The organism is Absiella sp. AM09-50, assembly GCF_003433845.1.
In the GTDB taxonomy this organism is placed as follows: domain Bacteria; phylum Bacillota_I; class Bacilli_A; order Erysipelotrichales; family Erysipelotrichaceae; genus Hoskinsella; species Hoskinsella hominis.
In genome coordinates, this window is record NZ_QVFI01000010.1 from 30,767 (window position 1) to 45,859 (window position 15,093).

The 15,093-nt window shown below is 37.4% G+C and carries 16 protein-coding genes; all 16 read right to left on the reverse strand.

All coding sequences use genetic code 11. From position 1 onward, the window contains the following. Positions 1–9: 9 nt before the first annotated feature. The gene (dinB, locus tag DW114_RS10175; protein WP_233509561.1) at positions 10–1,185 is read right to left on the reverse strand and encodes a DNA polymerase IV; all 1,176 of its coding nucleotides are present in this window, start codon (positions 1,183–1,185) and stop codon (positions 10–12) included. Between the two features lie 45 nt (positions 1,186–1,230). Continuing rightward, on the reverse strand, positions 1,231–2,064 hold the full coding sequence (gene spo0A, locus DW114_RS10180) for a sporulation transcription factor Spo0A (protein ID WP_117453645.1): 834 nt from the start codon (positions 2,062–2,064) through the stop codon (positions 1,231–1,233). Positions 2,065–2,247: 183 nt separating this feature from the next. Beyond that, on the reverse strand, positions 2,248–3,231 hold the full coding sequence (locus tag DW114_RS10185) for a SpoIVB peptidase S55 domain-containing protein (protein ID WP_117453646.1): 984 nt from the start codon (positions 3,229–3,231) through the stop codon (positions 2,248–2,250). A 58-nt stretch (positions 3,232–3,289) separates the two neighbouring features. Beyond that, entirely contained in the window at positions 3,290–4,939 is a 1,650-nt protein-coding gene (recN, locus tag DW114_RS10190; protein WP_117453647.1) for a DNA repair protein RecN, read from the reverse strand. A gap of 19 nt (positions 4,940–4,958) precedes the next feature. Next, entirely contained in the window at positions 4,959–5,741 is a 783-nt protein-coding gene (locus DW114_RS10195) for a TlyA family RNA methyltransferase (RefSeq protein WP_117453648.1), read from the reverse strand. Continuing rightward, complete coding sequence (gene dxs, locus DW114_RS10200; protein WP_117453649.1) at positions 5,731–7,608, reverse strand: 1-deoxy-D-xylulose-5-phosphate synthase; 1,878 nt, start codon at positions 7,606–7,608, stop codon at positions 5,731–5,733. Before dxs ends, DW114_RS10195 begins: the two co-directional genes overlap by 11 nt. A gap of 13 nt (positions 7,609–7,621) precedes the next feature. Next, positions 7,622–8,464, reverse strand: a complete 843-nt coding sequence (locus DW114_RS10205) for a polyprenyl synthetase family protein (protein ID WP_117453650.1) — start codon at positions 8,462–8,464, stop codon at positions 7,622–7,624. Then, the gene (xseB, locus tag DW114_RS10210) at positions 8,457–8,672 is read right to left on the reverse strand and encodes an exodeoxyribonuclease VII small subunit (RefSeq protein WP_117453651.1); all 216 of its coding nucleotides are present in this window, start codon (positions 8,670–8,672) and stop codon (positions 8,457–8,459) included. The genes DW114_RS10205 and xseB overlap by 8 nt, the downstream gene beginning before the upstream one ends. Continuing rightward, positions 8,669–10,000 (reverse strand): exodeoxyribonuclease VII large subunit, encoded by a 1,332-nt coding sequence (gene xseA, locus DW114_RS10215; RefSeq protein WP_117453652.1) that lies wholly within the window; start codon positions 9,998–10,000, stop codon positions 8,669–8,671. The genes xseB and xseA overlap by 4 nt, the downstream gene beginning before the upstream one ends. Further along, the gene (locus tag DW114_RS10220; RefSeq protein ID WP_117453653.1) at positions 9,997–10,374 is read right to left on the reverse strand and encodes a transcription antitermination protein NusB; all 378 of its coding nucleotides are present in this window, start codon (positions 10,372–10,374) and stop codon (positions 9,997–9,999) included. The genes xseA and DW114_RS10220 overlap by 4 nt, the downstream gene beginning before the upstream one ends. 74 nt (positions 10,375–10,448) lie before the next feature. Continuing rightward, positions 10,449–11,342 carry a 5'-nucleotidase gene (locus DW114_RS10225; protein WP_117453654.1) on the reverse strand — a complete coding sequence of 298 codons (894 nt, stop codon included), beginning with the start codon at positions 11,340–11,342 and terminating at the stop codon, positions 10,449–10,451. 47 nt (positions 11,343–11,389) lie between these two features. Next, on the reverse strand, positions 11,390–11,719 hold the full coding sequence (locus DW114_RS10230; RefSeq protein WP_117453655.1) for an Asp23/Gls24 family envelope stress response protein: 330 nt from the start codon (positions 11,717–11,719) through the stop codon (positions 11,390–11,392). A gap of 71 nt (positions 11,720–11,790) precedes the next feature. Beyond that, the gene (locus tag DW114_RS10235) at positions 11,791–12,090 is read right to left on the reverse strand and encodes a hypothetical protein (RefSeq protein ID WP_117453656.1); all 300 of its coding nucleotides are present in this window, start codon (positions 12,088–12,090) and stop codon (positions 11,791–11,793) included. An 85-nt stretch (positions 12,091–12,175) separates the two neighbouring features. Continuing rightward, the gene (locus tag DW114_RS10240; protein ID WP_117453657.1) at positions 12,176–12,694 is read right to left on the reverse strand and encodes a stage III sporulation protein AH; all 519 of its coding nucleotides are present in this window, start codon (positions 12,692–12,694) and stop codon (positions 12,176–12,178) included. A gap of 80 nt (positions 12,695–12,774) precedes the next feature. Next, positions 12,775–14,151 carry a RelA/spoT family protein gene (locus DW114_RS10245; protein WP_117453658.1) on the reverse strand — a complete coding sequence of 459 codons (1,377 nt, stop codon included), beginning with the start codon at positions 14,149–14,151 and terminating at the stop codon, positions 12,775–12,777. Next, the gene (gene ribF / locus DW114_RS10250) at positions 14,142–15,086 is read right to left on the reverse strand and encodes a riboflavin biosynthesis protein RibF (RefSeq protein ID WP_117453740.1); all 945 of its coding nucleotides are present in this window, start codon (positions 15,084–15,086) and stop codon (positions 14,142–14,144) included. Before ribF ends, DW114_RS10245 begins: the two co-directional genes overlap by 10 nt. Positions 15,087–15,093: the final 7 nt, after the last annotated feature.

The window sequence follows — 15,093 nt, forward strand, 5'->3', positions numbered from 1 at the left end:
TCGACATATTCAGCTTTTTTTCATTCTGCCTAGTGTGGTAAGATTGGCATTGGGTAATTGTTTATTTAATTCTTCCAGTACCAGATCTACTTTATTGGTGTTTTCGATTGGCTCTTGAAACATATTTATTTGATGAACGCTTTTCGCACTTTGAAATGATGCCAGCCCAATCCCTAAATGTCGAATGGGTGCACCACTGTAGTTGTGGTCAAATAGATATAACGCATGTTCAATCAATACATTCACATCATTGGTATAGTGTTGTAAACTGACACTTCTTACCATATTGGAAAAATCACTATAGCGTATAGATATAGAAATCAGTTTTCCCTGTAGTCGTTCTTCTTTAGCTCTTGTGCTTAATGACTTCGCCAAACGGATAAATACGGTTTTTACTTCATCATATTCACTGATATCGCGATCAAGTGTTGTTGATTGGGATATGGATTGTACACCCTGGTTGTAATTTAATTTACTGCTTCCATTGCCTCTAGCATTCTGGATAAAGCCATATGCATGTTTACCTAGTAATGTCATCACTTTTTTCTCATTTTCTTCACTTGCCAGATCACCAATGGTTTCGATGCCATTCTCGATTAATAAAGGAACACTTTTCTTGCCAATACCCCACATATCACTAATGGGTAATGGCCATAATTTTCTTGGTACCTCCTGTTTTCGAAGCACTGTGATTCCCATAGGTTTTCGCATATCACTGGCCATCTTAGCTAAAAATTTATTTGGCGCAACACCGATACTGCAAGGCAGCCTTAAATCATCCATAACATTTTTCTGTATGATCCAAGCAAGATCTAAAGGACGTTTATAAGCCTTGATTGCCTCGGTGACATCCATGTAGCACTCATCAATACTGGCTGGTTCAATAAAAGGAGAAAACTTTCTTAAATATTTAAAGAAACGCTCACTCAATTCCTCATACCAGCTGTAATCGCCTTGTACAACTACCAGCTCAGGACATTTTTCCATCGCCATATGAAGAGGCATAGCACTATGTACGCCATAGCTTCTGGCTTCATAACTGGCAGTAGATACAACACTTCTGCGGTTTAATCCTGCGACAACGACCGGTTGTCCTGCCAATGCGGAGTTTTTTAAAATCTCAGCACTGGCAAAAAATGAATTTAAATCGATATGAAATATTACTCTTGCACTCAAACACAACACATCCTTTATGGATAAGTATAAAGGAATTTTGTGAAAAAATCTACCTTAACGATATTGTTTTATCATACTGTTTTTATTCTTCATACGATGTTCCAAACGCAGCTTATCAGAAATCATCGCAATAAATTCTGAATTGGTTGGTTTTGCTTTACTGGCGGATATCGTATAACCAAAGATATCATCAATGGCATCAATATTGCCCCTGTTCCATGCAACCTCAATCGCATGACGTATTGCTCTTTCTACTCGAGAAGCAGTTGTCGCATATTTCTTCGCTATCTCAGGATATAATACTTTGGTGATCTGTCCTAGAAAATCAACATTTAAATAGGTTTCCAATATCGCTGTTCTTAAATACATATATCCTTTGATATGCGCAGGTATTCCAATTTCATGTAAGATTTCTGTGATTTCTCCTTCCAGTTCCAGTTTTACCATACGTTTCTTTTCATCCTCATTCAGATTGACCTTTGCTATACTGGCGGCCATGTTCTGTTTTTTACTGAATCCAATCACGAAATTTAATTTCTCTACCAGCTCTGTTATTTCAAAAGGCTTCATCAATATGTAATCAATCTTATAATTCGATACTGCATTAACGATAAGATCATTGACAAATGGCGTCGTACATACGATATGTTCAATTTCAATCTTATTCTTTTTTAAATCCGAAAGCACACTGATGCCATCTTTCTTCGGCATAATTAAATCTAACAATAATACATCAATATGCTTTCCATGTAATTCTTTAATACATTGTTCTCCATTCGTTGCACTGCCAACGATTTGATACACATCGCTCTTCGCAAATGCTTCCTTCATACAATGAATCATTTCTAAGCTATCGTCTACTACATAAATCTGAATCTTGTTGTTCATATTGTTCCTCTCTCTCCTTTTACCTACTTTATTATACGGTGTATTGGTGCAGAATAGCACGAGTTTTGTCAAATGAAAAAAGAATTTTAGCAAAGTTTGCAGAAAGAAAATGAAAAATCGACCTTTTTTACCATTGTTTTTGACATATTGCCAAATACGGTAGTTAAAAAGGTCGAAGATTCATTATAAAACGCTTTCTTCCAGCATCCAATCAATGAAAACTCCATATCCACGCATGGGATCTGATGTCACAACATGAGTCAGGGCACCAACGATTTGCCCATCCTGTATGATAGGAGAACCACTCATCCCCTGTATGATGCCATTGGTTTGACTTGTCAATGCAGGATCATCTACAGTTAATTCGATTCCCTTCATATCCCTGCTGTTTTGTTTATTCACTTTTGTAATGGTAATTTGATACATTTCTATCTGATTACCAGATAATACTGTATAAATCATCGCTTTCCCTGTATGCACCTTCGTATGATCGCCGACTTCGATTGCCTGCTTGTTTTCAGGCAACAAATCATATTGTCCAAAGATTCCAAGACTGCTGTTTTTTTCAACATCGCCAAGACTTTTTGTGAAATCAATGGTTGCTTGTTTCTCACCAGGAACATTCTTTTTCGCCTTTTGGATACCATCTACAATGGCAGGATAAATATTTCCTTCATGAACCTTCGCAAATGTATGAGTATCGGAATCCATAATTTCATGACCTAAAGCGCCATACCTTCCTGTATCTGGATCATAATAAGATATCGTACCAACACCTGTGATTTTATCTTTGACATATAATCCGCTGTGAAAACCAGTTTTATCATAACTTGTTTGTATCGATACATCCATCTTTGCATCATTTCGGATAATCGTCATTGTCAAATCATTGATTTCTTTCTGATATTTATTCATCTCATTGGCCATATCCTGTAAAGAAGCAACTTTTACACCATTGATTGCGATAATCAAATCATTTGCCTTGATGACATGGGATGGATCAATTCGCTGGCTGCCTGCCATAAATGTATAGGTTCCACTAACCAGCACACCATCATAACTCACCTGTATACCAATACTTTCACCTCCTGGCACCAGTTCTTTAGCGGAAATACTTCCAAAGAAAAAAGCGAAGGATGTCAGGATACATAAGACTTTTTTATACAAAACGCATCACCTCCTGAAAGTTAGTCTACTCTCATTAGATGATGCGCACTCTAGTAAATTATTCCCTATGACCTTGGGCTGTTTCATATAGTTCTTTCGCAGAACTGATGGCATGTTCACTTTGTGAACCACTGGCAATATTTGCCAACTCCATGATTCTTTCCTGCTCATTTAAATAAACGATATTGGTATGTGTTGTTTCTTCATCCTGATGTTTTTCTACCATGTAATGGGTATTGGCACATGCCGCTACAGGTGCTAAATGTGTCACACAGAATACCTGTGCTGTTTCACTTAACTGTTTCATCTTTCTACCAATGGCGAATGCTACTTTACCACTGACACCTGTATCAATTTCATCAAAAATGACAGTTTCCATTCCCATAAGAGAAGTAAATACGGTTTTTAATCCCAGCATCAAACGAGATAATTCCCCACCGGATGCTGTTTGGGATAATGGCTTTAAAGCTTCACCAGCATTCATGGAAATCATAAATTCTACTTTATCAATTCCATGGGCATTTCCTTCCATTGTTTCAAATTGGATCTTGAAACGGGCATGCTCCAGCTGTAAATCCTTTAACTGCTGCACAACTAAATCAGAAAGCTCATTTGCTTTCAGTTGTCGGATATCATGAAGTTTATGTGCTGCCTTTAAAAAGGTATCTTCTGCCTTTTTCAAATATGTTTCCTGTTTTGCGATAAAATCCTGACGATGCAGGATGCTGTCAATCTTTCGATCCAATTCTTCACGTTTTTTCATTACAGATGAATAATCTCCACCATATTTACGATAGATTTTACGTATCAAGAAGATACGGTCCTGTATGGTATTGAACATTTCTTCATCATACTCCATTTGATCCATGAAATCGTGCAGTTCACTGATCATATCTTCCATTTGATAGTAATGGTCACTTAATGTTTCAGACATCTTTGTCAAACGATCATCTGGCAATGTGGAAAGTGGTTTAAAAGCCTGATATAAACCAGGATGCACTTCCTGCTCCAGCTTGTCGATGGCGATTTGTACGCCTTCACTGATTTTTTCAAAAGACTGCATGCGTTTTAACTGTGTTTCCAGTTCATCCAGTTCTTCTTCTCTAAGCTCTGCCTGATCGATTTCATTTAACTGAAATGTCAGGTACTCTAAATCATCTTCATTATAGTCACTGGATAAAGCTGCTTCCAGTTCATCTTTGATTTTCTTATAAGCATGATATGTATGGTATACCTCCTCACGCAGCGCATCTTCTTTCACAAAGTTATCTAATAAAGACAGATGATAACGTGCATTCAACAGATATTGTGTATCATGCTGAGAGTGGATATCCACGATTCGTGATATGATTTCTTTCACATAGGAAACAGAAGAAACGCGATGATTCACGCGTGTTGTGCTTTTTCCTTCTTTTGTGATTTCTCTTGTGATAATCAAAAGGCCTTCTTCCATATCAAAACCATCTGCTTCTAACTGTTTGATCAAAGCTTCATGTTCAATAAGAAAAGCACCTTCAATGATTGCTTTATCACAGCCTTTTTTTACCATACCGGCATTGGCACGATCACCTTTTAAGACACCAATGGCATCCATTAAAAGCGACTTACCAGCACCTGTTTCACCAGTAAATGCAGATAATCCCTTTTGAAATTCCAGGGATACTTCATCAATTAATACAAAATTCTTCACAAAAATACTCTGCAGCATATACAACACCTACCTTTGCTTATGTACGAATGATTTTTTGTTCCTCTACAATACGTTTTAAATCAAAACTTTTCTTAGTTGGTTCAGATTTGATATGCATAACAAATTCTTTATTTCCATCACGCCCCAATATACTGCTGGATTGTAAATGGTGCACATATAATCCAACTTCCTGTACATAGGATATCATATCTTTTAACACCTGTACATGAATTTTTTTATCTTTTACAATTCCATGTTTGCCGATATGTTCTTTTCCTGCTTCAAATTGTGGTTTTACTAATGCCACAAGCTCTACATCATCCATGACTTCTTTGATAGCCGGAAGAATCAGTTTGATAGAAATAAAGGATACATCCATGCAGGCGAATGTAGGGATCTGATCAAACATATCTTTGGTTAAATAGCGGCAATTGGTATGCTCCATATTGATGATACGAGGATCATTTCTTAATGCAGGATCTAATTGATCACTTCCTACATCTAGTGCATAAACAAGCTTTGCGCCTTCCCGCAGACAGACATCACTAAATCCTCCCGTACTGGCACCTACATCCATACAGATACGATCTTTTAAGTTTAATTGAAAATCTTCTATGACATCATATAGCTTAAATCCAGCCCGTGACACAAAAGAAAGCTGGGATGATGCCACTTGAACATCATCCTCATCTTTGACTTGAAAACTATTTTTTGTTATGATGTGCTGATTTACAGAAACACGTTGTGCTTTAATCGCATCCTGTGCCTTGCTTCGGGTTGTCACATAGCCATGTTCCACTAAGTATTGATCAATTCGCATGATGTTTCTCCTTGATTAAATCTAATATCAGTTCACATAAGGAATTGATATCCAAATGCTCCAGTTTACGAAGCTGTGGCAGAGAACCATGTGTTACATAATGATCACGAATACCCAAACGTATGAATTCTGTAGCTAAATGATGATCATTGACATATTCTAAAATTGCACTGGATAAGCCTCCTGCCAGCATATCAGATTCATAAATGATGACAGGCTTCTTCTGTGCACATATTTCTTCCAGCATCATGGTATCGATTGGTTTAAAGAAGCGTGCATTCACAACTCTAACTGGCAATTGATTCACCTTGGCTTTTGAGATGATACGATCAACATCCGGTCCATAAGTGATAATGATGACTTCATATGTATCCATCTGCCAGCTGGTCCAGCTGCCAATTTCAAGTGGTGTATAATGCTTTAGCTTTTGATAAGGGGTATTTCCCCTTGGATACCGGATGGTAAAAGGATGAGATTGCATGAAGGCTGTATACATTAGATTTTGTGCCTCTATCGCATCTTTTGGCTGTGATAAAATCATATTGGGAATACTTCTGAGCATCGTAATATCAAAAACGCCATGATGGGTTTCACCATCTTCACCAACTAGACCACAACGATCAATACCAATGACAACAGGTAAATCCATTCTAGCAACATCGTGATTGATTTGATCATATGCACGTTGTAAGAATGAGGAGTATACGGAGATAAAAGGACGAATGCCGCTTGTGGCAAGCCCTGCCGCAAATGTCATAGCATGTTCTTCCGCAATGCCACAGTCAAATGCCCGCTCAGGAAATTCATTGAAAAAATCACGCAGTTTGCTGCCGCCAATCATCGCAGGCGTAATTCCTACGATACGCTCATCCTGTTGGGCTAAGTCTATCAGTGTTTTGGAAATCACTTCACTCCAGCTTAAATGACCTGCTGGCATCTTCGCAAGTGTTTGACCACTTTGTGGATCAAATTGAGAAACGCCATGCCAGTTTCCTTCCTTATCCTCTTCCGCAAAGGAATATCCTTTTCCTTTTTTCGTCATGACATGAACAACAATTGGCCCATCATGATTTTTCGCATTATGTAATACTTTGATCAAGGTACGAAGATCATGTCCATCTACAGGGCCGATATAATCCAGATTAAATTCACCAAAAATCGATGTATCTACTACGTTGGCTTTTACAGCATTTTTCACACTGCGCATGCTTTTTAATACTGCAGAACCCGTTTTTGTGCCAGATAAAGCACCTTTTAAGTCCTCTTTCAGATTATTATATGGACGGCTGGTGCGCAGTCTTGTGAACGCCTCATCCATTGCTCCGACATTTTTTGATATGGACATATTGTTATCATTGAAGATGATGACCATCTTGCTGTTTAACGCACCAATCTGATTCAATGCTTCCATTGCCATGCCCCCGCTCAATGCACCATCGCCTATCACAGGAACAACTTCAAAATCTTCATGGCGCAGATCTCTTGCGATTGCCATACCCAGTGCACCAGACAGCGATGTACTGGAATGTCCAGCCTCCCAGGCATCATGCTCGCTTTCATTACGTTTCTGAAACCCTGCTAATCCTTTATATTGACGTAAGGTTGGAAATTGTGAAACACGACCGGTTAATATTTTATGTACATATGACTGATGCCCAACATCAAACAGAAATTTATCCTGTGGAGTTGAAAAAACATAGTGCATGGCGACACTTAATTCCACAATTCCAAGATTGCTAGACAGATGTCCTCCGGTTTTTGATACACTGTCAATTAAGAACTCACGTATCTGCACACACAGATCTTCTAATTCTGGGATGGAACAGTGTTTGATATCATCCGGGCTTTTGATATCATAAATATTCATAAAAAGACACCTCTCAATGTTTTCTGTTGATTAATAACTGTAATAGCTCAGTCACTTTTTCATCATGTACGGTCAGACTCTTTAATTCTGCCATCGCTTCATCATAATACTTCTGTGCATCAACCTGTGCACCCTCTACTCCACGAAGAGATACATAAGTGGTCTTATCATTCGATAAATCACTATGGATATTCTTTCCAAGTTCTTCTTTGGTACTTGTAACATCCAAAATATCATCCTGAATCTGGAAGCTTAAGCCGATAGCACGGCCAATTTTCTTCCATACGGAGATATCACCTTTACGCTCTGCGATAAAGCAGGCACATACCATTGGCAGTGTTAAAAGCTTGCCTGTCTTATATTCAAAGATATCCAGCAGTTCTTCCAATGTGACAGAAGCTTTTGCTTCGCCTTCGATATCTTTAATTTGTCCTAAAATCATACCATCCGCACCACTGTATTGAGCAAGTGCACGCAAGATATCTGCTTTTAATGCAGAAGTTGTATCTACTTCACTTGCGATGATAAATGCCTGTGTCAATAAAGCATCCCCTGCAAGTATGGCAGTTGCTTCATCAAATTGTACATGACATGTTGGTTTTCCTCTGCGCAGGGTATCATTATCCATTGCAGGAAGATCATCATGAATCAAAGAATATGTATGAATCATTTCAATCGCAGCAGCTACAGGATAACCTGCTTCTTCACGAACACCATATGCTGATAATACCGCAAACAATAAACGTGGACGTATACGTTTGCCTCCTGCCATCAAAGAATACTTCATCGCTTCTTTGACTTTAGAATCCTGCACACCATCCAAGGTATGTAGTAAATATTCTTCAAAGTTATTCATGGTTTGCGTCCTCCTGGTAGCTTTCTAACAGACTGGCTACTTTATTCTCAAAGTTTTTTAACTGTCCATCACATGTTTGAACAAGCGAAAGTCCTTCTTCAAACAGGGCGATTGCTTCTTCCAGTTCCAAATCATTTTTTTCAAGTGCGCCAACGATTTCATTTAAACGCAGCATTGATTTTTTAAATGATGGTGTTTTGGTTGTCATGATAATTCCTCCTTTTTCTTTACATCTGCATGAATGAAACCATCCTGCATTCTTACACGAATAAAATCATTTTCTTTTATATCATGGATGCTTTTTACCACATGATCATCCTGATAAGTGATTGCATAGCCTCTTTCAAGGATCTTTAAAGGACTATACGCATCTAATAAAGATAGCTTTGTGGCATAAGCCTGTTTCTGTTTATTTTCAAACTGCTTCATCGTATAGATCAACAGATCTTTTTGACTTTGCATTTGTTTCTCATTTTCACTGGCGATTTTTTTAGCATAGATTGCCAATGCATTGGATAATTGTTGTAAAGAACTTTTCTGTGTTTTGATCATTGATTCCACTTTACCTAAACTTTGTACATGCATGGCAAGTGTCATCTGTTCTTTCATAATATACGACATAGGATCTTTTAAATAACGGTTTTCCTTTATCTGCACCAGCTGATGTTTCTTTTCCATATATAACTGGCGCATATCCTGTATCATACGCACTCTAATATCAGAAAGCGAACTTTTTACTTCTTCTATATTGGGAGTAATCAGTTCAGCTGCTGCAGTAGGTGTTGGTGCTCGTGCATCAGAAACATAATCTACCAGAGTGGTATCTGTTTCATGCCCAACACCAGTAACTACTGGCGTTTCACATTTTAAAATAGCACGTGCCAATGCTTCTTCATTAAAGCACCACAAATCTTCAATCGCTCCTCCACCTCTTGCTAGTAGTATGACATCATGCTTCATCGCATCTGCCTTTTCAAGGTTTTCAATCAGATTTTTAGTGGCTGAGATACCCTGTACTAAACTTGGATATACACTTACTTCACAAATCGGCCATCTGCGGGAGATCGTTGTTAGAATATCCTGCACAGCTGCACCTGTTTTAGCAGTAATAATTGCGATATTCATTGGATAAGCAGGTAAAGGTTTCTTACGTGCTTCATCAAAACAACCTTCTAAACGCATTCTGTTTTTTACTTCTTCTAATTGTAAAAACAAATCACCCAGTCCATCCTGCTGTACTGCAGTGACATATAATTGTGTCGTTCCACTTGCTTCATACATGGAAACACTTGCGCTGACAATGACTTTCATGCCTTCTTTCAATAGCATTTTACATCTGCATGCATAAGAAGAAAACATGACGCAACTGATTTTTGCTTTATTGTCTTTTAAGGAAAAGTACCAATGACCGCTTCGATGATTCGTAAAATTACTCACTTCCCCTTTGACCAGGATACTTTGAAGATTCATATCATGATCAAGGGAACCCTTGATATATTTTACAAGTCCAGCGACACTGTACATTGGTTTACTCATAGACGATCTAAAACTCCATTGATCAATTTATATGCTTCATCATCACAATATTTTTTCGCAAGTGTAATTGCCTCATCAATAACGATAGGTTTTGGTGCTGTTTCCAAATCCAGTTCGCAACAAGCCATTAATAAAATTGCCTGTTCCACAAAACCCAGACGTGCAAATGTCCATTCCTCATTTAGTCTTTCATTGATTTTATCAATATATACATCTTTATAAGTAATTGCATCCACTGTAATTGTATAAAGGAAAGGATCTACTTCATTTCCTTCACAGTTGTCATATAATGCCAGTTTGATATCTTTGTTCAATAATAAATGTTGATAAAGACATGTCATGCCTTTTTCTCTTAACTGATGTCTGCTTGCCATAATATAAATCCTCCGCTCATATGTTATTTTATCATAGTTTCATCATATATTTCTATTCTTGTGCTATGGTTTTCTTATTTTCGATAAGGGACCTGCGCGCTTGGAACTACGCTGCTTGCCGGCTTGGCATGTACCTCCTGATCATCAAAGAAGATATGTGGATGAAAAGCCTCTAATATATCTTTCTTTGGTAAACCACCTAAAAAGAATGCTTCATCAATTCTTACATCCCACGCCCGCAGTGTTCGTATGACACGTTCATGTGCAGGGGCATTTCGTGCAGTCACAAGTGCTGTACGAATCGGTGATGCATCATGTGGAAATTGTTTTTGAAGATCAGAAATTGTCTTAAGAAAATGGGCAAACGGGCCTTGTGGTAGTTCTTTTTTCGCAAGACGCTTTTCATTTTCCACGAATGCTTCCAATCCATCCTTTTGAAAGATACGCTCGCTTTCATCCGAGAACAATACAGCATCTCCATCAAATGCGATACGTATCTGGTCAATGTCTTTATATACTTCCGGCTTACGGATAGGATCTGTATAGATTCTTCCAGCCGCAAAGCCTGCATTGATTGCATCTTCTACATCACCTTCATTGGCACTCAAAAACAAATCTACACCAAATGCGCCAAGATATTCTGCCAAAGAGCTTCCTCCCGCAAGTACTGCACGAGAGATTCCCAGTTTGTAATGGGCGATACTGTTAAAAATACGTAAAGAAGTATCTGCACTGTTTCTTGACATAATAATGATTTCCACGCGATGCTTATCTTCATTCAGCTTTAACAAAGCCTTTACCAACGCAAAGCCACTGCCTGGTTTTAATATATCATTTTCATGTTCAATCTGATATTGGGCATACGCTGTCAACCCTTGTTCATCAAAGATGCGGTTTTCTTCATCTAAATCAAACAATGCTCTGGAACTGATCCCAATGACCAGACAATCATCTAATGTAACTGCCATATCATTCACTCCTTTCACGAAAAAAAGAAATCCTGTAAGGATTTCTTTTAAAATATAAAGCCAACGACACGGATATCAATTACATCCGGAGTATATCCAGTCATATGTTCAATATTCTCAAAGATCTTACCTTGTACCTTACTGCAGGTATCATTTACATTCACACTGTATTTCACTTTCACATCCAAGTTCAAAATCAGCTGATCATTTACGATCTTGCATGATAATGGATATTTAAATGGTTTACTTCCAGCTGCCAGCTTCAGATTTTCTTCTTCATCAATCACATTCTTTGCTATTGCTTGGAAAGCTGCTGTGCTTAATGCAATCACACCAACGTCGTTGTTTTCTTTTAATGCTATATATTCTTGTGCCATATTCATCACCTTCTATGGATATTATAACAGAACAGGCTTTCTTATTCAACGTTTTATTTACCCATTGTGCTCTACACTTTCACAAAATTCCAACCATTCGATACACGAATGATTTGTATATCATCTACCTGGATATGCAGATCATTCGCAAATCCTTTTATCAATGCATCTTCCTCCATGCTGGTATGACCACGAAAACCATCCGCATATGGATCCCATGGACCACTTTGTAGTCCTGTTGGACAAGCATTAAATGTTTTCCTGTTAATGTGTACCCCATTCTTGAATTGAATGATGAAATCATGTTTCAGCTTTTCACCTTTTGGTAACGGCTTGAAAAACTGAAGAAAAGGATGATCTAATATGCTCATCATAAGCGCCTTCTTTCTTCTTTGAATATAACGTTATAAATGGATGAAGTCAATAGAAAAGACTGCTTTTACACAGTCTGTTTCATTATTTAAAGGCTACTTCAATCAGATATTGATTTTTTACGATATCCTTGGCAGTTTTCATGATATTTGCGGCTGTTTTCTTATCGGCTTTTGTATCAAAAATGGTTATGGTACAAGTGGTATCCTTGATTTCTACAGCACTGTTCAGCTTTTGTTTTGTTAAGGCATTCTTGATATCTGTTTGTAACTGTTGTTCGCTTTTTACTTCTTCCATGGTCGATAAAGCATCTTCCTTATCTTTTTCTTCACTGTCCTTATCCGCAACCACCTGGTTATTGTCATTGATCTGTGTTTCTTTCTTCTGATCGATTTGATCCTGTAATTCTTCTGCAGAATCCTTTTTCTCATTATCCTGTTTGGATGTATTTTCCTGTTCGCTGTCCTTGGAATCTTCTTGTTCCCCGCTGGCTGTCTGATTGCTCATCACGCTTGTGGAATCAGATGGTAATGTTACATAATACACAGATAACATGAGCACCAGAGAAAACATTGTTAGAAATGCCAATGCCTGTTTATTCATGGTCTTGCCCTCCTGTCTTGTTCTATCCTATGTTTTCATTAGAAGGGTTATGACAAAAAAAGAGTGGAAAATCTCCACTCTTAAGACTGAAAAATCTGATATACACGTTTCATCCATTCATCATAATAGGCATTGCGATATTCCATAAAATCTGAATAAGAAATAACACGACCTTCCAGTTCTTCAATGAATGTCACAAAAGCATGATTGATAGCGACCATTTTATCATCATAGATAATATGAATCGTACCAATCTCACATAAAGATTCTGCTAAGATCTTACTACACTCTTCATGCAACAGATCACTTTGATCCATAGGCAGTTTCACAAAGCTTGTATTTAACCAATAATTATCCACAAGATAATTTTTGATTACATTTAAAAACATACAGAAATCTTCCATATTGTTTCCAGGCTCTATCGCAAACAGCATATTGAAGAATACATACCAATCATAATCGGTATTGATAATACTTAACAAATAGTTGCCCAGGATATGAATAAAAATATCCTGTGATAAGAATTCTTCCTCAATTTCTATTTCATTTTCAAAATCCAGATCAATACTGTTCAGCTTTTTAAACGTCTTGAATAAAGAGGTTACACGATCATTACTACCTCCATCATAGCGGATATCCTTTAAAAAGATATAATGGCCCAGTATGGTAGAAGTATTTTTGATATTCATGGTAAAACCAATGGATTCATTCATTTTTCTTGCGAATAAGTCATTGATTGCTTTGGATATCTGTTTTTCAAATGTGCCTTCTGTAATGCTTGTATCACTCACACTGGATTCCTGCATCTGATTATAAATGATATTCAACTGACGATCTGTAATGGTTAAATTCGCCTTGATACTTGCCAGTAGATCTTTCATGAAATCATCATATACATAGTAGTTGGTATTCTTATATACCAGTTTATGTTCAATCTCGCCCCAGAAGGAATGTACCAGTGCCTTAATTTGCAGTTCTACATTCACACGCATGCCATCTTTTAAATAATAGCCGTCAATACGATAAATCGCAAAACCATTTTTTTGAATCTGCGGCTGACGGGACGCAACATCTAAAAAGAAATTTGGATTTACTTCATTATAGTAATAACCATCTTCTTCATGGAAACGATTCAGCTTATCCCGTAACACTTTTAATACATTAAATTCATCCTCGATAAAACGACATTCGATAATAAATCCAACCAGATCACTCAAGCTGTCTAATATCTCCTGAGCACTGTTGTTTTCTACGTAGAAACGATTACGTATGATTTTTTCACGTAAACTGTCTTTTGATTTTATACGGGAATTGATATCCACAACCATCTCTCGTTTTCCACGCATCAAAAATTCAATGTATTCATGTAATTCATCTTCTACTTCACGATAAAAGGAATGGTTTTTCTCTAATAAATCCAACGTAGAATCAATGGTATCAAATACCTTTAAACGCATGCTGATCCTTCCTTTCTCTTTTGGAAATATGTACGGGCAGTCTGTTCATCTTTCTTTAACTGTTCCATGAATGCGTCTTTCCCAGGAAAACGACATTCTTCTCTTAAAAACGACAGAAAGCGAAAAACAACTGCTTCTCCATAGATGTCATCCTGAAAATCTAATAGATGCGCTTCCATAGATGTATCCTTTTGATAATTAAAGCTTGGGTTATGCCCTACATTCATAATCGCAGGATACCATATTCCTTTACATAAAACTTCACCGACATAAACACCTTGTTTTGGTGTTATATAATGATCATCCATTAATAGATTAGCTGTAGGAAAGCCTACAGTTCTGCCAATATGGTTTCCTTCTTTTACATGTCCTTCGATTTCATAAGCTCTCCCCATAATGGCAGCTGCTTTCTCCATTCTTCCATCTTCCAGCAGTTTTTCTATACGAGTACTGGATATTTTTTGATGTTCACTGTCAACTTCTTCAACAACTTTTACCTCAAATTCTCTTTGACTTTTCAGCGTATCTACGTTTCCTTTGCCCATGCCGGCATAATGGAAATCATATCCGCATACAAGTGTATGTAGATTTAATTTTCCAAGTACTTCCTGATGAAATCCTTCTACACTTAAATTTGCCATGCTTTTTGTGAAATCCAAGATGATCCAATTTTTGATTCCCAGCGATTCTCCAATCTGCATACGTTTTTTCATTGGTGTTATGTGCGGGATATGTTCCATATGTTTAATTACCTTCCATGGGTCTGGTTCAAATGTAATCAAAGAAGGCTCCGTATTTGTATTTTTAGCCGTTTCCACAACACATTCTACCAGTTTTTGATGTCCCAAATGCAAACCGTCAAAATATCCGATACATGCTGTAATTGGTGTTTTTATCTCATCTCCATGATCGATTCCTATATGATATATCTTCATTCTTTCA

Bases quoted from the DNA above. Each gene is read 5' to 3' on its own strand.
- spo0A (WP_117453645.1), bottom strand. From the start codon at position 2,064: ATGAACAACAAGATTCAGATTTATGTAGTAGACGATAGCTTAGAAATG.
- recN (WP_117453647.1), bottom strand. From the start codon at position 4,939: ATGCTGCAGAGTATTTTTGTGAAGAATTTTGTATTAATTGATGAAGTA.
- DW114_RS10195 (WP_117453648.1), bottom strand. From the start codon at position 5,741: ATGCGAATTGATCAATACTTAGTGGAACATGGCTATGTGACAACCCGA.
- dxs (WP_117453649.1), bottom strand. From the start codon at position 7,608: ATGAATATTTATGATATCAAAAGCCCGGATGATATCAAACACTGTTCC.
- DW114_RS10205 (WP_117453650.1), bottom strand. From the start codon at position 8,464: ATGAATAACTTTGAAGAATATTTACTACATACCTTGGATGGTGTGCAG.
- xseB (WP_117453651.1), bottom strand. From the start codon at position 8,672: ATGACAACCAAAACACCATCATTTAAAAAATCAATGCTGCGTTTAAAT.
- xseA (WP_117453652.1), bottom strand. From the start codon at position 10,000: ATGAGTAAACCAATGTACAGTGTCGCTGGACTTGTAAAATATATCAAG.
- DW114_RS10220 (WP_117453653.1), bottom strand. From the start codon at position 10,374: ATGGCAAGCAGACATCAGTTAAGAGAAAAAGGCATGACATGTCTTTAT.
- DW114_RS10225 (WP_117453654.1), bottom strand. From the start codon at position 11,342: ATGGCAGTTACATTAGATGATTGTCTGGTCATTGGGATCAGTTCCAGA.
- DW114_RS10230 (WP_117453655.1), bottom strand. From the start codon at position 11,719: ATGGCACAAGAATATATAGCATTAAAAGAAAACAACGACGTTGGTGTG.
- DW114_RS10235 (WP_117453656.1), bottom strand. From the start codon at position 12,090: ATGAGCATATTAGATCATCCTTTTCTTCAGTTTTTCAAGCCGTTACCA.
- DW114_RS10240 (WP_117453657.1), bottom strand. From the start codon at position 12,694: ATGAATAAACAGGCATTGGCATTTCTAACAATGTTTTCTCTGGTGCTC.
- DW114_RS10245 (WP_117453658.1), bottom strand. From the start codon at position 14,151: ATGCGTTTAAAGGTATTTGATACCATTGATTCTACGTTGGATTTATTA.
- ribF (WP_117453740.1), bottom strand. From the start codon at position 15,086: ATGAAGATATATCATATAGGAATCGATCATGGAGATGAGATAAAAACA.